This is a genomic window from Mesorhizobium sp. BE184 (assembly GCF_031457045.1).
GTDB lineage: Bacteria > Pseudomonadota > Alphaproteobacteria > Rhizobiales > Rhizobiaceae > Mesorhizobium.
Genome location: NZ_JAVDVU010000004.1, coordinates 98423 through 118591 on the forward strand (window position 1 = coordinate 98423; position 20169 = coordinate 118591).

The following is a 20169-nucleotide window of genomic DNA, read 5'->3' on the forward strand; positions in this document are numbered from 1 at the left end:
CCGGAGGGGCGGCGGATGCTTTCGCTTCGCGCGGCCGTTCAATCGATTTGAGGCCGCGGAACCCCAACCTTGAACAACGGCAGGGGACGCAATGCTGGGATTCATAGCGCGCAGGCTGGGCCTCATGGTGCTGACCATGTTCTGCCTGACGCTGGTCGTTTTCTTCCTCATCAGCCTCGAACCCAATCTGAAGAAGCTGGCGATCAGCCAGACCGAGACGCGCGCCACGCAGGAACAGCTCGACAGCTGGCTGCAGCGCAACGGCTACCGGCAGAATTTCTTCGTGCGCTATGGCCAGTGGCTCGGCCTGGTCAAGAAGCAGCCGAACATCGACGCCACCGGCAAGGCGGTGCCGCGCTTCCAGTTCTGCGACGAGCCGGCGGCCGCCACCTATTCGGGCGTTCTGCAGGGCGATTTCGGCTGCTCGACCAAGTTCCGCGTGCCGGTCGCGAACAAGCTGTTTCCGGCGCTGGGGGCGACCGGCATCCTGATGTTCTGGGTGATGGTGACCATGGTGCCGATCTCGCTGCTGATCGGCATTCTGGCCGGCATGCGGGAAGGTTCGCGCACCGACCGCACCCTCTCGGTCCTGTCTATCGCAACGACCGCAACGCCCGAATATGTCTCGGGCGTCATCTTCGCGGTCATCTTCGCCTCGTGGCTCGGCTGGCTGAACGGCTCGGCGGCGAGCGCGACCATGCAGGGCATCAGTTTCTACAACTTCACCCTGCCGGTGTTGACGATGGCGATCTACGGGCTCGGCTACATCGCCCGCATGACGCGCGCCTCGATGGTCGAGGTGATGACGCAGCAATATATCCGCACCGCGCGGCTGAAGGGGCTTTCCTTCGGCACGGTGGTGGTGAAGCACGCGCTGCGCAACGCATTGATCGCGCCCTTCACCGTCATCATGCTGCAGTTCCCATGGCTTTTGACCGGCGTCGTCATCGTCGAGACGATGTTCCGCTACCAGGGGTTCGGCTACACGCTGGTGGAAGCGGCCAGCAACAACGACATCGATCTCCTGCTTGGCTGCTCGCTGGTGTCGGTGTTCGTGGTGCTGTTCACGCAACTCCTGTCGGACATCGGCTACGCCTATCTCAATCCACGCATCAGGGTGCAGTGATGGGTCTGACGCCTCTTTCCCGGTCCAATGCCGACACTGGGCGCCTGACGGGGAGCGCCGCATGAACCTCGAATTTGTCGGCGCCACGCAGATCGTCCTCGGCATTCTCGCCCGCTTCTGGCCGGTGTGGCTGTCGCTCGCCATCGTGCTCGGCGCCAGCTATTTTTACCGCAAGAAGCTCGGCCTCTACGGGCAATTGTTCTCGACCGGCGTCGGCATTGCCGGCCTGGCGATATGCTTCTTCTGGCTCTTCACCGCGATCTTCGCCTCGCGCATCGCCACCTTCGATCCGCTGGCGCAGGTCGCCGTGCTGAAGAACGCGATGCCCGGCGCCATCGCGCCGGAAACGTCCGGCGGCGGGGTTTATCTGCTGGGCGGAGACAACCTTGCCCGCGACGTGTTCTCGCGCATGGTCTTCGGCAGCCAGATCGTGCTGATCATCGCGCCGGCGGCGACGCTGTTCGCGCTGATGGTCGGCATCACGCTCGGCCTTCCGGCGGGCTACTACGGCGGCAGGATCGACGCCCTGCTGTCGTTCCTCGCCAACCTTGTGCTCGCCTTCCCGGTGATCCTGCTGTTCTACCTGCTGGTGACGCCGGCGATCGTGGAAATGGGCATCCCGCGCTGGATGGCCGGGGTATTCTTCCTGTTTCCGATCGTGTTCTTCCTGACGCTGTTCTGGACGCGCTTCAAGAACAGGCCGGACCGTATCTGGCTTTATATGGGCCTGACGATCGTCATCGGCGGCTGGATCTATGCTTCGCTGGTCTTCAACGCCGACCCGTTCCGTATCCTGTCGCTGACGCCGAACCAGCTGAACATCTTCGCGGCTGTGGTGTTCGCCTCGTCGCCCGGCGTGTTCCGCATCGTGCGCGGCCTGACCATGGACATCAAGACGCGCGACTATGTGGCGGCGGCGCAGACGCGCGGCGAAAGCCCGTGGTACATCATGTTGTGGGAAATACTGCCCAATGCGCGCGGCCCGCTGATCGTCGATGCCTGCCTGCGCATCGGCTACACCACCATCCTGCTTGGCACGCTCGGCTATTTCGGCCTCGGTCTCGCGCCGGAAAGCCCGGACTGGGGCACCGCGATCAAGGACGCCAGCCGGCTGCTGCGCTCCTTCATCCATCCGGCGCTGCCGCCCACCATCGCGCTGATGTCCTTCGTGCTGGGCCTCAACCTGCTCGCGGATTCGCTGCGCGAGCAATCGATGAAAGACTGACCACCAAGGATTGGAACGACCCATGAACGAGGCAGTTCGAAATCCCGAAGAGCCGATCATCGAGATCGAGAATCTCTCCATTTCCTTCTTCACCCGCAAGGGCGAGATACCGGCGGTGATGGATTTCTCCTGCACGGTGATGCCGGGCGAGGCCATGGGCATCGTCGGCGAGAGCGGCTGCGGCAAGTCGACCGTGTCGCTCGGCATCATGCGCGACCTGTCCAATATCGGGAAGATCGTCGGCGGCCGCATCAAGTTCCGGGGCAGGGACATGGGCGACATGTCCGAGGAGGAGCTGCGCGCCATCCGTGGCAACAAGATCGCCATGATCTACCAGGAGCCGATGGCGAGCCTCAACCCGGCGATGAAGATCGGCCAGCAGTTGATGGAAGTGCCGCTGATCCACGACAAGGTTTCGAACGACGAGGCCTACAAGCGGGCGCGGGACATGATTGCCTCGGTCAAGCTTCCGGACCCGGAGCGGATCATGCGCTCCTACCCGCATCAGCTTTCGGGCGGCCAGCAGCAGCGCATCGTCATCGCCATGGCGCTGTTGTCGAAGCCGGCGCTGCTGCTGCTCGACGAGCCGACGACCGCGCTCGATGTGACAGTGGAGGCCGGCATCGTTCAACTGGTCAAGGGACTGGGCAAGGAATTCGGCACGTCGATGATCTTCGTGTCGCACAATCTCGGCCTGATCCTGGAGACATGTGACCGGATAACGGTGATGTATTCCGGTGAGGCGGTGGAAACAGGCAAGATCAAGGACGTGTTCGACAGGATGCGGCATCCCTATACGCAAGGATTGTTCCGCTCGATCCCGCTGCCGGGGGCCGACAAGAACGAGCGTCCGCTGGTTGCCATCCCCGGTCAGCTGCCGCTGCCGCAGGACAGGCCCAAGGGCTGCAATTTCGGGCCGCGCTGCCACCACTTCGTGGAGGGGGTCTGCAACGCCGCCGAAATTCCGATGATCCCGGTGGACGGACACGAAGGGCATTTCTCGCGCTGCGTGCGCTTCAACGAGATCGACTGGGCGGCCATGCCGCCAGGCGCCAAGAAATCCAGCGAGCCGGTCAAGCCCGGAGCGCCGGTGCTCAAGGTGACCGATATGCGGAAATACTACAATGTCGGAGGCGGCGGCATGTTTGGCGGCGGCGCGGGGCGCACCGTCAAGGCCAACGAGACCATCAGCTTCATGGCGCGCGAGAGCGAGACCGTCGCCATCGTCGGCGAGTCCGGCTGCGGCAAGTCCACGCTCGCCAAGGTCCTGCTCGGCCTGGAGACGGCCAGCGCCGGCTCGGTTACGCTCGGCAATGACGAGATCCAGTCGACCGGGATCGAGAACCGCAGCGTCGGAACCGTTTCGGCGATCCAGATGGTGTTCCAGAATCCGTTCGACACGCTCAATCCCAGCCACAGCGTCGGCTCGCAAATCATCCGCACGCTGGAGAAATTCAAGGTCGGCAAGAACACCGCCGAACGGCGCCAGCGCATGCTGGAGCTGCTGGACCTCGTCAAGCTTCCGCGCGCCTTCGCCGAGCGCAAGCCGCGCCAGCTTTCCGGCGGCCAGAAGCAGCGCATCGGCGTGGCGCGGGCCTTTTCCGGCGCGGCCAAGGTAGTGGTGGCGGACGAGCCGGTCTCGGCGCTGGACGTCTCGGTGCAGGCGGCCGTCACCGAACTGTTGATGGACATCCAGCGCAAGAACAAGACGACGATGCTGTTCATCAGCCACGATCTGTCGGTGGTGCGCTACATCGCCGACCGCGTGGTGGTGATGTATCTCGGCCATATCGTCGAGCAGGGCACGACCGACCAGATCTTCGCGCCGCCCTATCATCCCTATACGGAGGCGCTGCTGTCGGCGATCCCGATTGCCGACACGTCGGTGGTGAAGAAGCACATCGTGCTGGAAGGCGACATTCCCTCGGCGATGAACCCGCCCAGCGGCTGCCCGTTCCAGACCCGCTGCCGCTACAAGAGCCTGGTGCCGGACAATCTGTGCGAAACGCAGCTTCCGCCGTTGAAGGACCTCGGCAACGGTCACGCCAGTCTTTGCTGGCTCGCAGACGATGTGCTGGCCGAGATGGAGCCGGTTATCAGCTTCGACCGCGACCATGCGGCTCATGAAGGTGAGCCGGAGGACGTTGTTCCGCATCGGGAGCGTTCGGTTCCTGGCGGCGATCCGGGATTTGCCGCACCGCCGCCCAAGCGGCCTCGCGGCAAGCGCGCCGCGCCCGCGGCGGGCAGGCTGGGGGACGCGGCGGAGGAAGCGGAAAGCCGTGGCCGCACTCGCCGCCAGGAGACGCGCGACGAAAGCGGCGGTCAGAAGGCGGGTGCGCCGCGGCGGACCGAAAATTCGACGGTGGCGCCGTTCAAACAGACGGAGGCCGGCAGCGGCCGCCAGGCGGTAGATCCGGACGCACCGTCAGCTTTCGAGCCGACGGAAAAGGAAAACGGGAAGCCGCGGCGGAAATAGGATCGGCGGTCTCGCCGGCCTGGCCAGGGCTGCCTCAGCTGCCGCATTGGCGCAACTGCGCCTCATACTTCCGAGCCATCGCATCGGTATCCCGCGCATAGCGCTGCAGGCTGGCGTTGCTGCGCCACTCGCCGCGCTTGTAGGCGGTCCAGCCCATGTAATAGGCCAGGTAGAGATTGTAGGTATCGTTCTTGGCGACGCCGAGCGTGTCGGCGGTCTTGGAGTGATACCAGCCGACGAAGTCCACCGCGTCGCTGAAGTTTGTGCGGCGGGCCGACCAGTTGCCACTTTCCATCTGATATTGCGACCATGTGCCGTCAAGCGCCTGCGAATAGCCATAGGCGCTGGACTGGTGCTTCCAGGGGATGAAGCCGAGCAGCTTGGTGCGCGGCGGTCGGGCGTTGCTCTTGAAACCGGATTCCTTGCGCAGTGTCGCCATCAGCACCGGAACCGGCACGCCGTATTTGCGCTCGGCCTTCTGGGCGTGGCTTTGCCAGTTGTTGAACCAGCCGTCCTGCTGGTCGAAAACGGCGCAGACATCGTTGATATGGCTGGGCGCCGTGGCGCAGGCCGAAAGGGCCAGCACCGCGCAAACAGCTAAAACTCGACTAAACCTGTACGCAACCATGCGCCGAGCAATAGTCCTGAATCATAAAAGGAATCTTTCGCGATTCCTTAACGGGCTTTGGCCGGCACTCCTGAGACGTTGAATCAGGCCGTTGCCGCGGAGAATCCGGACAACGGCCCAAGACGATGAAATCGCAGCGGTCCTGTATGTCAGGCGCCGGCGCGGCCGGGCGCGACCATGGCGAAGCGGGCGCCCTGGGGGTCGAGGCATTGCGCGACCCACTGGCCGCCGGGCACTTCCATCGGCTCCATCAGCGTCTTGCCGCCACGGTCGCGCGTCTTCTTCACCGCCGCGTCGATGTCGGGGACATTGGTGTAGAACAGCCAGCCGTTCGGCGCACTCTTGTCGCTCTTGTTCATCATGCCGCCGACGGGGACGCCGTCGACGGCGAAAATCTGGTAGGTGCCCATCGGCCCCATATCCATCGCCTCATCCCTGGTCCAGCCGAACTGGCCGGAATAGAAATCGAACGCGGCCTGCCAGTCGTCCGTGTAGAGGTCGTGCCAGCCGACATGCCCCTGAGTGTCCATCGGTATTTCCGGCTGGTCGGGACCCTCGGGCTTCAGGAACATGAACATCGCGCCTTGCGGATCGGAGACAACGGCGAAGCGCCCGACATTGGGGATATTAGCCGGCCCGCGATGCACCATACCGCCGGCCTTCTTCAACGCGTTGGCCGACGCATCGGTGTCGGCGGAATAGATGTACCCAACCCATGCGGGCGGCATACCCCTGGCGCCATCGGGCAGGTTCATGATGCCGGCGACGCCGCGCTCAGCCGAATTCATGACGATGTAGGGTCTGCCGGACATGTCGTTAGCGGGCCACGGCTCAGGATGCCAGCCGACGACGCCCGCATAGAAATCCCGGGCCACGTCGATGTCGCTGGTCATCAGTTCGTACCAGAAAAATGAAGGGGTTTTCGGCATGGATAGTCTCCTTGTATCCGTCCGACGGTGGACGTCACCCTAGGACGAAACCGCCAACAGGAATCCGACATTTGAATTGGAGATTCTTTGACCAGCACAGGTTGGAAACATGACTATAACTGTCATATTTTTTACAATGAAAACATTGCGTTGCGCTGAAAGTTGACCAATTGATAAAAAAATAAAACGTGCTAGCCTTTGCCGACTGGAAAGAAATGGGGACCTGCATGGCGACTGCTCATTTCAAGGAAGGCATTGCCGGGGAGCGGCTTTCCCCCGCGGAATATGCGGACAATTTCTCCGACCTGCATCCGCCGCTCGATCATCACGAGGCGCTGGTCGAATCCGACCGCTGCTATTTCTGCTACGACGCGCCCTGCATGAATGCGTGTCCGACCTCGATCGACATTCCGCTGTTCATCCGCCAGATTTCGACCGGCAATCCGCTCGGTTCGGCCAAGACGATCTTCGACCAGAACATCCTTGGCGGCATGTGCGCCCGCGTATGCCCGACCGAGACGCTGTGCGAGGAGGTCTGCGTGCGCGAGATCGCCGAAGGCAAGCCGGTGCAGATCGGCCGGTTGCAGCGCTATGCCACCGATATCGCCATGGAGGAAAACAAGCAGTTCTATCCGCGCGCGGCGTCGACCGGCAGGACGGTCGCTGTCGTCGGGGCAGGGCCGGCAGGGCTCGCCGCAGCGCACCGGCTGGCGCGCCATGGGCACGACGTGACGGTGCTCGATGCAAGGGCGAAGGCGGGTGGCCTCAATGAATACGGCATCGCCGCCTACAAGAGCGTCGACGATTTCGCCCAGGCGGAGGTCGACTACGTGACGGCCATTGGCGGCATCGACATCCAGAACGGCAAGGCGCTCGGCGTCGATTATCAACTCGCCGATCTGGTGAGGGACTATGACGCCGTGTTCCTCGGCATGGGCCTCGGCGGCGTCAACGCGCTGCGGGCGGAAGGCGAGGGGGCCGACGGCGTCGCCAACGCCGTGGATTTCATCGCGGAACTGCGCCAGGCGAGTGATCTCGGTTCATTGCCGGTCGGCCGCCGCGTCGTCGTCATCGGCGGCGGCATGACCGCTATCGACGCCGCCGTGCAATCGAAGCTGCTGGGCGCGGAGGAAGTGACGATCTGCTACCGTCGCGGCCAGGAGCATATGAACGCCTCCGAGTTCGAGCAGGATCTGGCCGCGGCCAACGGCGTCACCATCCGCCATTGGCTGCAGCCGAAGCGCGTCATCGCCGATGGCGGCAAGGTTTCGGGTATCGAACTCGAATACACCGCGCTGACGGGCGAGACGCTGGCTGGAACAGGCGAAACGATTACGCTGATCGCCGACCAGGTGTTCAAGGCGATCGGCCAGTCCTTCGTGCCTGGGGCGCTGAACGGCTCGGGCGCCGCAATCGAACTGGACGGCGGGCGCATCAAGGTTGACGCCGAAGGCCGCACCTCCATGGCCAAGGTCTGGGCGGGAGGCGACTGCGTCGTCGATGGCCGCGAGGACCTGACGGTCTCGGCGGTCGCCGCCGGCCGCGATGCGGCGGAGAGTATTCATCGGATGTTGGTGGGGTAGATACTGGTGAGAGAACTTACCAAGATCGAGCGAGCCGCATTGGTGAGCATTGCTGCGACCGACGATCCCGACCGGCTGCGAAACTATATAGCCAATGCCCGACGGCAAAGCTCCGCTGCAGTTGAGCGGGCGGCGTTTCTACGGCTATGTGAAGTTCAGCCGGAGGCCAATCCCGGAACAGTCGAACATGATGTCTGGCAATCGATACATGCGCTTGAAGAGATGCTTCGAGACGAAAGAGGAAAGACAGTCCGGCTGACACGCAGCCGGCAGAAAATTGGCCGGGACGGTGAAGCTAAGACCGTCTCGGACCTCACAATGAAGGCCGATCCGTCTGCTGGCTTCACAGATCTGATCGAGCGTGGTCATCCGGAACTAACCTTCGAAGCAGTGGTACTTCGTCACCCAAAGACCTTTGACCGCGCCGTTCAAAGTGCGGCGCGGGATCGCCTTTCTAAGGCTAATGTCAATGTCGATGAGCTTCTGAATCCTGTTGAGGGGAACTGAGCATGGCAGACATCCGCAACGATTTCGTCGGCATCAAGTCGCCCAATCCGTTCTGGCTGGCGTCGGCGCCGCCGACGGACAAGGCCTACAATGTCATCCGCGCCTTCAAGGCCGGCTGGGGCGGCGTGGTGTGGAAGACGCTGGGCGAGGAAGGCCCGCCTGTCGTCAACGTCAACGGCCCGCGCTACGGCGCGATCTGGGGCGCCGACCGTCGTCTGCTCGGCCTCAACAACATCGAACTGATCACCGACCGCGATCTGCAGACCAACCTGCGCGAGATGAAGCAGGTCAAGATGGAGTGGCCGGACCGGGCGCTGGTCGCCTCGATCATGGTTCCCTGCGAAGAAAACGCCTGGAAAGCGATCCTGCCACTGGTCGAGGAAACCGGGGCTGACGGCATCGAGCTGAATTTCGGCTGTCCGCACGGCATGAGCGAGCGCGGCATGGGCGCCGCCGTCGGCCAGGTGCCGGAATATATCGAAATGGTCGTGCGCTGGTGCAAGCAGTACACCCGCATGCCGGTCATCACCAAGCTGACGCCGAACATCACCGACATCCGCAAGCCGGCGCGCGCGGCGAAGGCCGGCGGAACGGACGCGGTGTCGCTGATCAACACCATCAATTCGATCACCGGCGTCAATCTGGATTCGTTCTCACCGGAGCCGATGATCGACGGCAAGGGCACGCATGGCGGCTATTGCGGCCCGGCGGTGAAGCCGATCGCCATGAACATGGTGGCCGAGATCGCCCGCGATCCCGAAACGCGCGGCCTGCCGATCTCCGGTATCGGCGGCATCACCACATGGCGCGACGCAGCCGAATTCATGGCGCTGGGGGCCGGCAATGTGCAGGTTTGCACCGCCGCCATGACCTACGGTTTCAAGATCGTGCAGGAGATGATCTCCGGTTTGGAAAGCTGGATGGACGAGAAGGGCCACCGTTCGCTGGGCGACATCGTCGGCCGCGCCACGCCCAACGTCACCGACTGGCAGTACCTCAACCTCAACTATGTGGCCAAGGCCCATATCGACCAGGACGCCTGCATCAAGTGCGGCCGCTGCCACATCGCCTGCGAGGACACTTCGCACCAGGCCATCACCTCGATGGTCGATGGCGTCCGCCATTTCGAAGTCATGGAAGACGAGTGCGTCGGCTGCAATCTGTGCGTCAATGTCTGCCCGGTCGATGGCTGCATCACCATGGAGCCGCTGGCCGCCGGCGTGATGGACCAGCGCACCGGCAAGCCGGTGTCGCCCGTCTACGCCAACTGGACGACGCATCCCAACAATCCGATGGCCAAGCCAAAGATGCCGGAACCGGCGGAATAGGGACTCCTCCCGAAGCAGACGAAATCGCCGCGTTGCGTATGGGCGTTTCGTCTGCTGGGGCAGGAGTTTTTCTTTGCGCCTATTGACGATAAAAAATATCCAAGATATATTGAATCCATGATTAAAGGACGAACGCAATGAAGCTCAGCGAAGGCGTAGAAGCGGCCATCCACTGCGCGGCGACACTGGCCGGCGTCGAAGCCGGCGCGACCATTCCCGGCGCAGCGCTTGCCGAGCAGTTCAGCCTGTCGCCGAGCTATCTGCTCAAGCACCTCAACGCGTTGACCGCGGCGCGCATTCTCGAATCCGTGCCCGGCCCGGCCGGCGGCTATCGCCTGGCGCGGCCGGCAGAGACGATCTCGCTGCTCGACATCGTGCTGGCGGTGGATGGACCGCAGCCGGCGTTCCGCTGTGGCGAGATCCGCCGCAACGGGCCGGTGAAGCTGCCGGCCTCGGCCTATGTAAAACCCTGCGGCATCAATGCCGCCATGCTGCGGGCCGAGAAGGCCTACCGCGCCGCGCTTGCCGGCGAGAAGCTTTCCGGCATCGTGCATGACTTCATGACCGACGCCGATCCCCGTTCGGTCGCCGCTGGATGCGCCTTCGTCGAGCGTCATCAGCGACCGCAAAAACCCCAACCATCCAAGCCGTAAGAAAGGAAAGATGATGAAACAGAGATTGCAATTCTTCGCCAAGGCGCCCGAGCTGATGAAGCAGGTGCAGGCGCTCAACAAGGCGGTTGAGGAAAGCGGCCTCGAAAAGAGCCTGCTGCATCTGGTCAAGCTGCGCGCCTCGCAGATCAACGGCTGTTCCTTCTGCGTCGACATGCACAGCAAGGAAGCGCTGGCCGACGGTGATACCCTGCAGCGCGTCATCATGGTTTCAGCGTGGAAGGAATCGCCGCTGTTTTCGGAGCGCGAGCGCGCCGCGCTCGCCTATACCGAAGCGGTGACGCTGATCTCGAACGCCGGCGTGCCGGACGCGCTCTACGAGGCGACACTGAAGCACTTTTCGGAAGAAGAGCTGGTCAAGCTCAGCGTGGCGATCGGCACGATCAATGTCTGGAACCGGCTGTGCGTGCCGTTCCACGCCATTCATCCGGTGGCGGCGTCCAAGGCTGCGTGAATGCGTCGCCGGGGCGCGGCCTGTCAGCGCCCCGGCTTTTCATTTGGGAACAAGGACATGTTTTCGGACTTTACCGATTTGATTCAGTTTGCCGGGCGTCTGCTGATTGGCGGTGCCTTCGTCTTTGCCGGCCTCCGCAACATCCAGAACCGCGCCCTGCTGACCGGGCTGATGACAGCGCGCGGCGTGCCACTGGGAGGCACCGTCCTGTGGCTCGGCATCGTTCTGCAGGTGGCGGCGGGAGCGTTCATGATTGCCGGGGTCTGGACCGGCTATGCAACCCTTGGATTGATTGCGTTCCTGATCGTCGCGACGCCGATCTTTCACAATTTCTGGAACTATCAGGGCGCCGAGCGCGGCGCCAAGATCAATGGCGTCGTCGGCAACATCGCCTTGCTGGGCGGTCTGCTGGTGCTGCTTGCAGATTCATGAAGCAAGCGCCGGCCGCGAACGCTCGCGGCCGGCAACCTCCAGCATCAGGAGGCAATCGCCGCCTGCGCCCGGTTTTCGATGATCTGGCGTATGAGGACCGGTATCGTCAGCGCCACGCCGATCAAGGTGGAATAGAGTTCCGGCGCCACCATCAGGAATGCGGCCACCACCAGCAAGACGTTTTCCCATGGCTTCGTGCGCACCAGCATGAAGCGTGAGAGCGCCGCGCCGAGACAGGTGATGCCATAGGCACAGCCGAAGAAGGCGAGGAAGAAATCCGGCCAGTTGAAGTCTTTCGTCACCAGCAGCAGCGACGGCGAAAAGACGAAGACGAACGGCACCAGCACCTTGCCGAGGCCTAGCCGGAAGGCCGTGTTGCCGGTCTTGAAGGGGTCGGCGCCCGCCATGCCGGCCGCCGCGTAGGCGGCAAGCGCAACAGGCGGTGTGATGTCCGCCAGCAACCCGTAGTAGAAGACGAAGAAGTGCGCCACGATCGGTTCGGTGCCGAGCAGGACAAGCGCCGGCGCGGCGATGGTCACCATGATGATGTAATTCGCCGTTGTCGGAATGCCGCAGCCCATCAGGATGCAGACGGCGCCGGTCATGATGAGCGTGAACAGCAGGGTCAGCGTCGTGGGAGCCACGATCGAGGCAGGCAGGATATCGCCGAACTGGGTGGCCAGTTGTGCCGCGGTAGAGGTCACGATGTAGGAGAGCTTGAAGCCGACGCCGGTCAGCGTGACGATGCCGACGACGATGCCGACGGTCGCCGCGGCCGCGCCGACGGCGAGCGCGTATTTCGCGCCGTCGCGCAGGCACACGACGATATCGGAGACGGACATGCGCCGCCTGGGGTTGAGCAGGCCGACGACGATGCAGAGCGTGATGCCCCAGAACGCCGCCAGATAGGGCGTATAGCCGGACAAAAGCACGCCGATCAGCACGACCAGCGGGATGATCGTCGGCCAGTCCCGTTTCAGCGCCTCCTTGATGTCTGGCATTTCATCGGGCCGCAACCCGCGCAGACCGGTGCGCTTGGCCTCGAAATGCACCTGCATCAGCACGCCGAAGAAGTGCATGAAGGCCGGGATGATGGCTGCCACGATGATCGTTGTGTAGGGCAGTTCGAGAAATTCGATCATCAGGAAGGCGGCGGCGCCCATGATCGGCGGCGTCACCTGGCCGCCGGTCGAGGAGGCGGCTTCGACGGCGGCGGCGAAGTTGCGCTTGTAGCCGAGCTTGATCATCGCCGGGATGGTCAGCGAACCGACGGTGACGGTGTTCGCCACCGACGAGCCGGAAATCATGCCGAACAGCGCCGAGCCGAAGATCGAAACCTTGGCCGGTCCACCGGCATATCGTCCCGCCACCCACGCGGCGCAGTCGAGGAAGAGCTGACCAAGGCCGATGCGGTTGGCGAAGACGCCGAACAGGACGAAGTGGAAGACATAGGTCGCCACGACGCCCAGGGCGATGCCGTATATGCCTTGCGTCGTCAGATAGAGATGGTTGACCAGCTGCGAGATGCTGTTGCCGGGATGGATCAGGATGCTCGGCATGTACTGGCCGAACAGGGCATAAAGCATGAAGACGACGGCGATGATCGGCAGCGGGATGCCGACCGAGCGGCGCGTCGCCTCCAGCAGAAGCACGATCAGCGTAAGGCCCAGCCCGACATCGAGCGTCGTCGGATTGCCGACGCGGAAGGCGAGGTCGTCGAGCGGAATGAGTGGGACGTGGGCGACGGCAATGACCGCGGCGATGGCCAGCAGCCAGTCGTAGAGCGGAATGCCGAGGGGACTGAGCAACGTCGATTTCGGATGCCGGTCGTAGCCGGTCTTGGTCAGCGGGAAAACCAGGAAGACCAGCGCCAGCACCATGGAAAGGTGGATGCCTCGATGCACCATCTCCTGCAGCAGGCCGAAGCCGGCGGTGTAGTAGTGGAAGATCGACAGCGCGAGAAGAAGGAAGCCGACGAGATATCCGGCGTTTGTCGTCAGGGTGCGGAAGCGGATTTCGGAATCGAATTTCTCTTCCAGCTCGCGCGTCTTTCCCACGTCGATATCCAACGCCTCGAGACGGATCTTCTGGTTGTCTTCGTTGCTCATCGCTGCGGCCGCTCCCCTTTCATGAATGAGGCGGAAGGTTTGCCTTCCGCCTCATCGTTTTCTCGCGTTCGGCAGGCGACAGCTTATTTCAGCGCGCCGGCTTCCTTGTAGAAGCGCTCGGCGCCCGGATGGAAGGGAATGCCGGCGCTGGTGGTGGCGTTTTCCAGCGTTATCAGCTTGCCCTTGGCATGGCCGGCCTGCAGCGACTTCTGGTTGGCTTCGCTATAGAGCGCCTTGACGATGTTGTAGACGAGATCGTCGGTCTGCTTGGCGCTGGTGACCCACTGTGCCGCGACCGAGACCGTCTTGGTCTCGCCGACGTTCTTGTAGGTGTTGGCGGGCACGGTGTCGGTCGAGAAGAATTTCTGCTCGGAAAGCAGCTTGTCCGCCTCCGGCCCGGTGATCGGCACCAAGGTGATGTTGTTGGTCGCCGCCAGTTCGACGATAGCGCCGGTCGGATAGCCGCCGACGAAGAAATAGGCATCCATCGCGCCATCCTGCAGCCTTTCGCCGGCCGGGCCGGGCTTCAGATATTCCGGCTGGATGTCCTTTTCGGTGATGCCGTAGGCGGACAGGACGAGGCGCGCATCGACGATCGTGCCGGAACCGGGTTCGTCCATCGAGACGCGCTTGCCCTTGAGGTCGGCGACTGACTTGATGCCGGCGTCGGCGCGGGCGACGAGGTGGATGGTTTCCGGGTAGAGCGTTGCGACGAGCCGCAAATCCTCGACCTTGGGCTTGCCCTCATAGAGGCCGGTGCCGGAATAGGCCCAGTAGGCGACGTCCGACTGCGTGAAGCCGGATTCGGAAGCGCCGGACTGGATGGCGCTGATGTTGGCGACCGATCCGTTGGAGGCGACGGCGCTGGCCACGAGGCCTTCGACGCCGCTGCCGCTGGTGGCCGAGATGGCGTTCGCGATGAGGCCGCCGATCGGATAGTAGGTGCCGGAGGTTCCCCCGGTGCCGATGCGGAAGAACGCCTGCTGCGCCCTCGCTGCGCCTGTCGCCGCTGCCAGCGCCAAAGCGCCGACGCCGGCGGAGAATGTGCGGCGGGTGATTGAGAACGTCATCGTAAGCCTCCCTGTTTTCACTCAAAGAAGACAGCATGTTGCAGGGGTGGATTGCTTGTCAACTCGCAATGCCCAGCCTGCTGTCATCTCCTTCATCGCTCGTCTATTCAGGCTTCGGTCTCAGACCCTCGATGAAAAGCTGCTCGAGGAACCGCGCCGCATCCTCGAAGCGTCCGTCGCTGCCCCGGTCGGGCCCGAGCACGGCGCGCACCTGCACGTCGAAATCGGCGTAGTGCTGGGTCGTCGCCCAGATCGAGAAGATCAGGTGATAGGGGTCGGTGCGCATGATCCTGCCGGCGCGCATCCAGCCCTTGATGACCGCTACCTTGTCGTCGACCAGGGTTTTCAGCTCGCCCTCGATCAGCGGCATGATGCGCGGCGCGCCCTGCAGGATCTCATTGGCAAAGAGCCGGCTTTCGCGCGGAAAATCGCGCGCCATCTCCAGCTTGCGGCGGATGTAGCTGCGCAATTCCGTCAACGGGTCGCCGATGTCGTCGAGTTCGCGCAAGGGCGCCAGCCAGGTGTCGAGCAGGCGCTGGATCAGCGTCTCGTGGATGTCTTCCTTGCGGTGGAAATAATACAGCAGGTTCGGCTTCGACATGCCGGCGGCCTCGGCGATCTGGTCGATGGTGGCGCCGCGAAAACCGTTGGCCGAGAACACTTCGAGCGCGGCTTCGAGGATGAGTTCGCGCTTTTCCGTCTGGATGCGGGTGCGGCGGGGCGCGGCCGCCTTGACGGTCGTGGTCATTGCCTGTCGGTCCGGTTCCGGCGATCTATCTGGACCAATGCTCTGGACCAGTTTTTGCCAGCCTGTGGAGCGCTTTGAGGTTCCTGCATTTCCGCTAGTAATCCCTTGACCGCCGTCATGGCGGTGCTAACGTTTGTCCATCCGGTCAAAATTTGCGTAGCACGAAAACGCGCCGAAGACCAAGCGTTGGCAGCAGCGAAACAGGTACGGAAAAGGGAAGCTTGGTCATGTCAAACCGGCTCAAGGTCACGCCGAACGATCTCAGCGCATTCTGGATGCCTTTCACGGCGAACCGCCAGTTCAAGCAGGCGCCGCGCATGCTGGTCGCCGCGAAGGACATGCACTACACCGCCAGCGACGGCCGCAAGATTCTCGACGGCACGGCCGGCCTGTGGTGCGTCAATGCCGGCCATTGCCGGCCGAAGATCACCGAGGCGATCCAGACGCAGGCGGCAGAGCTTGACTATGCGCCGGCGTTCCAGATGGGGCATCCGATCGTGTTCGAACTGGCGAACCGTCTGGTCGACGTCGCGCCGGAAGGCATGGACCATGTGTTCTTCACCAATTCCGGATCGGAATCGGTCGATACGGCGCTCAAGATGGCGCTTGCCTACCACCGGGCGCGCGGGGAGGGGTCGCGTACCCGGCTGATCGGCCGCGAGCGCGGCTATCACGGCGTCAACTTCGGCGGCATCTCGGTCGGCGGCATCGTCACCAACCGCAAGATGTTCGGCACGCTGCTGGCCGGCGTGGATCACATGCCGCACACGCATCTGCCGGCAAAGAACGCCTTCACCCGCGGCGTGCCCGAGCACGGCGCCGAGCTGGCGGACGAGCTGGAGCGCATCGTCGCGCTGCACGACGCCTCGACCATCGCCGCCGTCATCGTCGAGCCGGTGGCGGGATCGACCGGTGTCATCCTGCCGCCGAAGGGCTATCTCGAGCGGCTGCGCGACATCTGCACCAAGCACGGCATATTGCTGATCTTCGATGAGGTCATCACCGGCTTCGGCCGGCTCGGCACACCGTTTGCCGCCGACTATTTCGGCGTCACGCCCGACATCATCACCACCGCCAAGGGCGTCTCCAACGGCGTCATCCCGATGGGCGCGGTGTTCGCCACCAGGGAAATCCACGACACGTTCATGAACGGCCCCGAGCACATGATCGAGTTCTTCCACGGCTATACCTATTCCGGCAACCCGATCGCCTGCGCCGCGGCGCTCGCCACGCTCGACACCTACAAGGAAGAGGGGCTGCTGACGCGCGGCGCCGAGCTCGCGCCCTATTGGGAGGATGCGCTGCATTCGCTGAAGGGCGAGCCGCACGTTATCGATATTCGCAACATCGGCCTGATCGGCGCCATCGAGCTTTCGCCGATCGCCGGACAGCCGACCAAGCGGGCCTTCTCGGCCTTCGTGAAGGCGTTCGAGCGCGGCGCGCTGATCCGCACCACCGGCGACATCATCGCGCTGTCGCCGCCGCTCATCATCAGCAAGGGACAGATCGATGAATTGATCGATCACGTCCGCGAGGTGCTGAGGGCGGTGGACTAGGGTCAGGATCTGCTAATATGATCGAAATGGCGCCGGAAGCGGCAAAGAGATGCAAGGAGAGGGCCGAGGGTCGATGTGGTTCCATCGGCCGAGGGCTTCGACGCGGCAGCTCGAAGCCGTTTCGGCGTCCTTCGGACGTGTTCCATCTGGCCCGCTGCTTTGTCGCGAAGAACTTGAAAGCCATTTGGCTTCCTGCGTCTTCGCTCCGCGTATCCGGCCAGATGGCCGCACACCATTTCGACCAGATTGACAGGTCCTGACCCTATGCTGCGCGCGCGGGAAGTCGCCAATCCGACGGTCCTGGTTGACGACGACCGCGTCAAGGTCACGCGTTGGGACTTCGCGCCGGGCGCGGAAACCGGTTGGCACCGTCACGGCATGGATTACGTCGTGACGACGCTGACGCCGTGCATCTTCCTGCTGGAAGAGCCGGGCGGCGCAACGCGGACCGTCGACATGGAGGCGGGGCTCGCATACCGTCGCGAGGAGGGCGTCGAGCATAACGTCGTCAATGGCGGAACCGAGCCGATGGCGTTCATCGAGGTCGAACTGAAATAGGAGACTACATGGCGGCACCGGGCGAAAATCTTCGAATCAATCCAGATCGTTTGTGGGATTCCCTCATGGAGATGGCGAAGATCGGCCCGGGCGTCGCCGGCGGCAACAACCGCCAGACGCTGACCGACGAGGACAGCGAGGGCCGGCATTTGTTCAAGGGCTGGTGCGAGAAGGCCGGGCTCACCATGGGCCTCGACCGGATGGGCACCATGTTCGCGCGGCGCGAGGGAACCGATCCGGAGGCGCTGCCGGTCTATGTCGGCAGCCATCTCGACACGCAGCCGACCGGCGGCAAGTATGACGGCGTGCTGGGCGTGCTGGGCGGGCTGGAGGTGATCCGCACGCTCGACGATCTCGGCATCAGGACGAAGCATCCGATCGTCGTCGTGAACTGGACCAACGAAGAAGGCGCGCGCTTTGCACCGGCGATGCTGGCGTCCGGCGTGTTCGCCGGCGTGCATGAGCAGGACTGGGCCTACGACCGCAAGGACAAGGACGGCAAGCGCTTCGGCGAGGAGCTGGCGCGCATTGGCTGGAAGGGCGACGAGGAGGTCGGCGCACGCAAGATGCACGCCTATTTCGAACTGCATATCGAGCAGGGTCCGATCCTCGAGGACGAGGACATCGAGATCGGTGTCGTCACCCACGGCCAGGGCCTCAAATGGCTGCAGGTGACGCTGACCGGCAAGGAAAGCCACACCGGCTCGACGCCGATGCCGAAGCGGCGCAACGCCGGGCTCGGCATGGCGCGGGTCACCGAACTGGTGCACGAGGTGGCGATGGACTACCAGCCGGACGCGGTCGGCGCGATCGGCCACATGGAGGTCTATCCGAACTCCCGAAACATCATCGCCGGCCGCACCGTCTTCACCATCGACATCCGCTCGCCGAACAAGGAGGTGCTGGACGAGATGGACGAGCGCATCCGCAGCGGCATCGCGCTGATCTGCGAGGCCCTGGATATCGGTTTCGAAGTCGAGCAGGTCGGCCATTTCGACCCGGTGACGTTCGACGAGAATTGCGTGCGCGCGGTGCGCGAGGCGGCCGAGCGGCTGGGCTATACGCACCGCAACATCGTGTCCGGCGCCGGGCACGACGCCTGCTGGGTGAACCGGGTGGCGCCGGCGGCGATGGTGATGTGTCCTTGCGTCGACGGGCTTTCGCACAACGAGGCGGAGGAGATTTCCAAGGAGTGGGCGGCGGCCGGCACGGACGTGCTGTTCCATGCGGTTGTGGAAACGGCGGAGATCGTGGGGTGAAGACATGACCTCCTCCACGATCCTCGCCTTCGCCGCTATGGCGGCCCTGCTGATCATGTCGCCGGGACCGAATGGCGTTCTGATCGCCAAGACCGTGCCGACATCGGGAAAAGCCGCGGGTTTCGCCAATATCGCCGGCTTTGCCACCGCGTTCTTCATGCACGGCACGTTTGCGATATTCGGCCTGTCGGTGCTTGTGCTGCAGTCGGCCAATCTGTTCCTGGCCGTCAAGCTTGTCGGCGCGGTCTATCTGATCTGGATCGGCGTCAAGGCGCTGATCGAGGCGCTGCGCGGCAGGCCGGCGGACGTTTTGAAAGTTGCTCCGGCGCGCAATCCGCGCACGCTGGCAAAGGCCTTCGGCGAGGGGTTCCTGACCAACGCACTCAACCCGAAAGTCGCGATGTTCTATATCGCGGCTTTTCCGCAGTTCGTTCCACACGGCAGTTCGCCTCTCAGCGCGTTCATGCTCGTGGCCGTTCATGCGCTTTTGAATATGCTGTGGTTCGGGCCGATGGTGCTTTTGTTCGAGCGGCTGTCGAAGGTGGCGCGGAGCGGCAGGGTGCAACGCGCGGTCAAGGCGCTGACCGGCGCGGTGTTCGTTGGCTTCGGCATCAAACTCGCCACATTGAGGACCTGAATGGACGTCGAGCTCCTCCTCCAGGGCGTCATCCGGTTCTCGAACTTCATGACGTCGCGCCTGCTGGTGGCGGGCGTCGTGTTCTACGTCATTTCCGGGTTCATCCCGATCGGCAACACGACGGACGGCTTCCTGCCCAGCATCGACCTGTTGAACGGCGTGGTGCAGAACTACCAGAACATCTTCGACACGCTCGGCGTGTCCGATTTCGCCATCCTGCTCATCCTGTTCATCTTCCTGACGACGATCCACCTGGTCTATGTCGCGTTCGAGCGTGTGGGTTTCTACCTGCCGCCGGCGATCATCCCGCTCTCCGGCTGGACGGCGATCGACGACATCACCTGGAAGGCGTTCCAGACGCTGCGCGAGGCGCGCGGCGAGGAGCACACCGAGGAAGAAAACCAGCGGCTCTACGATTTTTCGAAGAAGCTGCGGGAGATCGAGATCGCCAGCGACGACTACACCAAGAACAAGGTGCAGGGCACATTGTCGACATTCCGCATCTCCAAGTCGTTCGTGGTGTTTTCGCTGGGCATGTGGATCTACGCCGAACTGAGCGGACGGTATGCCGGCAACCCGCATTACCTGTTGATCATCTTCGCGGTGGCGATCATCACCGTGTTCCTGTCGATCCTGTCGATCTTCCGCATGAACCATCAGCGCATCAACAGGCTGCGCGAGGACATCATCGCCGAAATTCTCGAGTTTTCGCGCATCTGGTGCAGCGAGGAGCACCAGCGCAAGATCGCCATGGATTGCGTGCCGACCAAGGAACTGAAGCCTGCGACGCTTGCCGTGGCGGTGCCGGTGTTCGGCACGCTGGATGCGTTGATGAAGGATTTGCGGAACTGGCGCTCACGGCGCCTGGGGTAAG

19 protein-coding genes are annotated in these 20169 nt (G+C 63.2%); 14 read left to right on the forward strand and 5 right to left on the reverse strand.

The genetic code is table 11. The annotated features are described in order from the left end of the window. The first annotated feature begins 91 nt into the window (after positions 1-91). The 3 genes from J2X35_RS18470 (at position 92) to J2X35_RS18480 (ending at position 4827) form a co-directional block, all read left to right on the forward strand. On the forward strand, positions 92-1126 hold the full coding sequence (locus J2X35_RS18470; RefSeq protein ID WP_310188910.1) for an ABC transporter permease: 1035 nt from the start codon (positions 92-94) through the stop codon (positions 1124-1126). Positions 1127-1187: 61 nt separating this feature from the next. Beyond that, complete coding sequence (locus J2X35_RS18475; RefSeq protein WP_056110632.1) at positions 1188-2351, forward strand: ABC transporter permease; 1164 nt, start codon at positions 1188-1190, stop codon at positions 2349-2351. A gap of 22 nt (positions 2352-2373) precedes the next feature. After that, a complete protein-coding gene (locus J2X35_RS18480; RefSeq protein WP_310188913.1) occupies positions 2374-4827 on the forward strand; it encodes a dipeptide ABC transporter ATP-binding protein in 2454 nt (817 codons plus the stop codon). Between the two features lie 34 nt (positions 4828-4861). Here the strand turns inward: J2X35_RS18480 and J2X35_RS18485 are convergent, their stop codons facing one another. Together J2X35_RS18485 and J2X35_RS18490 are read right to left on the reverse strand one after the other, a co-directional pair. Continuing rightward, positions 4862-5455, reverse strand: a complete 594-nt coding sequence (locus J2X35_RS18485) for a transglycosylase SLT domain-containing protein (protein ID WP_056110630.1) — start codon at positions 5453-5455, stop codon at positions 4862-4864. A 149-nt stretch (positions 5456-5604) separates the two neighbouring features. Next, positions 5605-6384: a VOC family protein gene (locus tag J2X35_RS18490; RefSeq protein WP_310188915.1), complete on the reverse strand. Its 780-nt coding sequence runs from the start codon at positions 6382-6384 to the stop codon at positions 5605-5607. Positions 6385-6611: 227 nt separating this feature from the next. Between J2X35_RS18490 and J2X35_RS18495 the strand changes: the two genes are divergently transcribed. From J2X35_RS18495 to J2X35_RS18520, 6 genes are all read left to right on the forward strand, one after another. Then, a complete protein-coding gene (locus J2X35_RS18495; protein ID WP_310188917.1) occupies positions 6612-7967 on the forward strand; it encodes an NAD(P)-dependent oxidoreductase in 1356 nt (451 codons plus the stop codon). 6 nt (positions 7968-7973) lie between these two features. Then, positions 7974-8474, forward strand: coding sequence for a hypothetical protein (locus tag J2X35_RS18500; protein ID WP_310188919.1), 501 nt, complete (start codon positions 7974-7976; stop codon positions 8472-8474). Between the two features lie 2 nt (positions 8475-8476). Continuing rightward, on the forward strand, positions 8477-9802 hold the full coding sequence (preA, locus tag J2X35_RS18505) for an NAD-dependent dihydropyrimidine dehydrogenase subunit PreA (RefSeq protein ID WP_310188920.1): 1326 nt from the start codon (positions 8477-8479) through the stop codon (positions 9800-9802). A gap of 137 nt (positions 9803-9939) precedes the next feature. Next, entirely contained in the window at positions 9940-10455 is a 516-nt protein-coding gene (locus J2X35_RS18510) for an Rrf2 family transcriptional regulator (RefSeq protein ID WP_310188923.1), read from the forward strand. A 13-nt stretch (positions 10456-10468) separates the two neighbouring features. Beyond that, positions 10469-10927 (forward strand): carboxymuconolactone decarboxylase family protein, encoded by a 459-nt coding sequence (locus tag J2X35_RS18515; RefSeq protein ID WP_310188926.1) that lies wholly within the window; start codon positions 10469-10471, stop codon positions 10925-10927. Positions 10928-10984: 57 nt separating this feature from the next. Beyond that, positions 10985-11359 carry a DoxX family protein gene (locus J2X35_RS18520; protein ID WP_310188928.1) on the forward strand — a complete coding sequence of 125 codons (375 nt, stop codon included), beginning with the start codon at positions 10985-10987 and terminating at the stop codon, positions 11357-11359. Between the two features lie 44 nt (positions 11360-11403). On the opposite strand, the gene J2X35_RS18525 is transcribed toward J2X35_RS18520, so the two are convergent. From J2X35_RS18525 to J2X35_RS18535, 3 genes are all read right to left on the reverse strand, one after another. Then, the gene (locus tag J2X35_RS18525; protein ID WP_310188930.1) at positions 11404-13467 is read right to left on the reverse strand and encodes a TRAP transporter permease; all 2064 of its coding nucleotides are present in this window, start codon (positions 13465-13467) and stop codon (positions 11404-11406) included. Positions 13468-13550: 83 nt separating this feature from the next. Beyond that, positions 13551-14537, reverse strand: a complete 987-nt coding sequence (locus tag J2X35_RS18530; RefSeq protein ID WP_310188932.1) for a TAXI family TRAP transporter solute-binding subunit — start codon at positions 14535-14537, stop codon at positions 13551-13553. Between the two features lie 103 nt (positions 14538-14640). Continuing rightward, entirely contained in the window at positions 14641-15285 is a 645-nt protein-coding gene (locus tag J2X35_RS18535; protein WP_310188935.1) for a TetR family transcriptional regulator C-terminal domain-containing protein, read from the reverse strand. A 227-nt stretch (positions 15286-15512) separates the two neighbouring features. On the opposite strand from J2X35_RS18535, the gene J2X35_RS18540 reads away from it, so the two are divergent. The 5 genes from J2X35_RS18540 (at position 15513) to J2X35_RS18560 (ending at position 20168) form a co-directional block, all read left to right on the forward strand. Then, on the forward strand, positions 15513-16841 hold the full coding sequence (locus J2X35_RS18540; RefSeq protein ID WP_310188938.1) for an aspartate aminotransferase family protein: 1329 nt from the start codon (positions 15513-15515) through the stop codon (positions 16839-16841). 264 nt (positions 16842-17105) lie between these two features. Beyond that, on the forward strand, positions 17106-17399 hold the full coding sequence (locus J2X35_RS18545) for a cupin domain-containing protein (RefSeq protein ID WP_310188941.1): 294 nt from the start codon (positions 17106-17108) through the stop codon (positions 17397-17399). Positions 17400-17407: 8 nt separating this feature from the next. After that, positions 17408-18658: a Zn-dependent hydrolase gene (locus tag J2X35_RS18550; protein WP_310188944.1), complete on the forward strand. Its 1251-nt coding sequence runs from the start codon at positions 17408-17410 to the stop codon at positions 18656-18658. 4 nt (positions 18659-18662) lie between these two features. After that, the gene (locus J2X35_RS18555; RefSeq protein ID WP_310188946.1) at positions 18663-19295 is read left to right on the forward strand and encodes a LysE family translocator; all 633 of its coding nucleotides are present in this window, start codon (positions 18663-18665) and stop codon (positions 19293-19295) included. Beyond that, on the forward strand, positions 19296-20168 hold the full coding sequence (locus tag J2X35_RS18560; RefSeq protein ID WP_056110607.1) for a hypothetical protein: 873 nt from the start codon (positions 19296-19298) through the stop codon (positions 20166-20168). Position 20169: the final 1 nt, after the last annotated feature.

Excerpts from the sequence above, each read along its gene's own strand:
- J2X35_RS18470 (WP_310188910.1), top strand. The coding sequence starts at position 92 with ATGCTGGGATTCATAGCGCGCAGGCTGGGCCTCATGGTGCTGACCATG.
- J2X35_RS18475 (WP_056110632.1), top strand. The coding sequence starts at position 1,188 with ATGAACCTCGAATTTGTCGGCGCCACGCAGATCGTCCTCGGCATTCTC.
- J2X35_RS18480 (WP_310188913.1), top strand. The coding sequence starts at position 2,374 with ATGAACGAGGCAGTTCGAAATCCCGAAGAGCCGATCATCGAGATCGAG.
- J2X35_RS18485 (WP_056110630.1), bottom strand. The coding sequence starts at position 5,455 with ATGGTTGCGTACAGGTTTAGTCGAGTTTTAGCTGTTTGCGCGGTGCTG.
- J2X35_RS18490 (WP_310188915.1), bottom strand. The coding sequence starts at position 6,384 with ATGCCGAAAACCCCTTCATTTTTCTGGTACGAACTGATGACCAGCGAC.
- J2X35_RS18495 (WP_310188917.1), top strand. The coding sequence starts at position 6,612 with ATGGCGACTGCTCATTTCAAGGAAGGCATTGCCGGGGAGCGGCTTTCC.
- preA (WP_310188920.1), top strand. The coding sequence starts at position 8,477 with ATGGCAGACATCCGCAACGATTTCGTCGGCATCAAGTCGCCCAATCCG.
- J2X35_RS18510 (WP_310188923.1), top strand. The coding sequence starts at position 9,940 with ATGAAGCTCAGCGAAGGCGTAGAAGCGGCCATCCACTGCGCGGCGACA.
- J2X35_RS18515 (WP_310188926.1), top strand. The coding sequence starts at position 10,469 with ATGAAACAGAGATTGCAATTCTTCGCCAAGGCGCCCGAGCTGATGAAG.
- J2X35_RS18520 (WP_310188928.1), top strand. The coding sequence starts at position 10,985 with ATGTTTTCGGACTTTACCGATTTGATTCAGTTTGCCGGGCGTCTGCTG.
- J2X35_RS18525 (WP_310188930.1), bottom strand. The coding sequence starts at position 13,467 with ATGAGCAACGAAGACAACCAGAAGATCCGTCTCGAGGCGTTGGATATC.
- J2X35_RS18530 (WP_310188932.1), bottom strand. The coding sequence starts at position 14,537 with ATGACGTTCTCAATCACCCGCCGCACATTCTCCGCCGGCGTCGGCGCT.
- J2X35_RS18535 (WP_310188935.1), bottom strand. The coding sequence starts at position 15,285 with ATGACCACGACCGTCAAGGCGGCCGCGCCCCGCCGCACCCGCATCCAG.
- J2X35_RS18540 (WP_310188938.1), top strand. The coding sequence starts at position 15,513 with ATGTCAAACCGGCTCAAGGTCACGCCGAACGATCTCAGCGCATTCTGG.
- J2X35_RS18545 (WP_310188941.1), top strand. The coding sequence starts at position 17,106 with ATGCTGCGCGCGCGGGAAGTCGCCAATCCGACGGTCCTGGTTGACGAC.
- J2X35_RS18550 (WP_310188944.1), top strand. The coding sequence starts at position 17,408 with ATGGCGGCACCGGGCGAAAATCTTCGAATCAATCCAGATCGTTTGTGG.
- J2X35_RS18555 (WP_310188946.1), top strand. The coding sequence starts at position 18,663 with ATGACCTCCTCCACGATCCTCGCCTTCGCCGCTATGGCGGCCCTGCTG.
- J2X35_RS18560 (WP_056110607.1), top strand. The coding sequence starts at position 19,296 with ATGGACGTCGAGCTCCTCCTCCAGGGCGTCATCCGGTTCTCGAACTTC.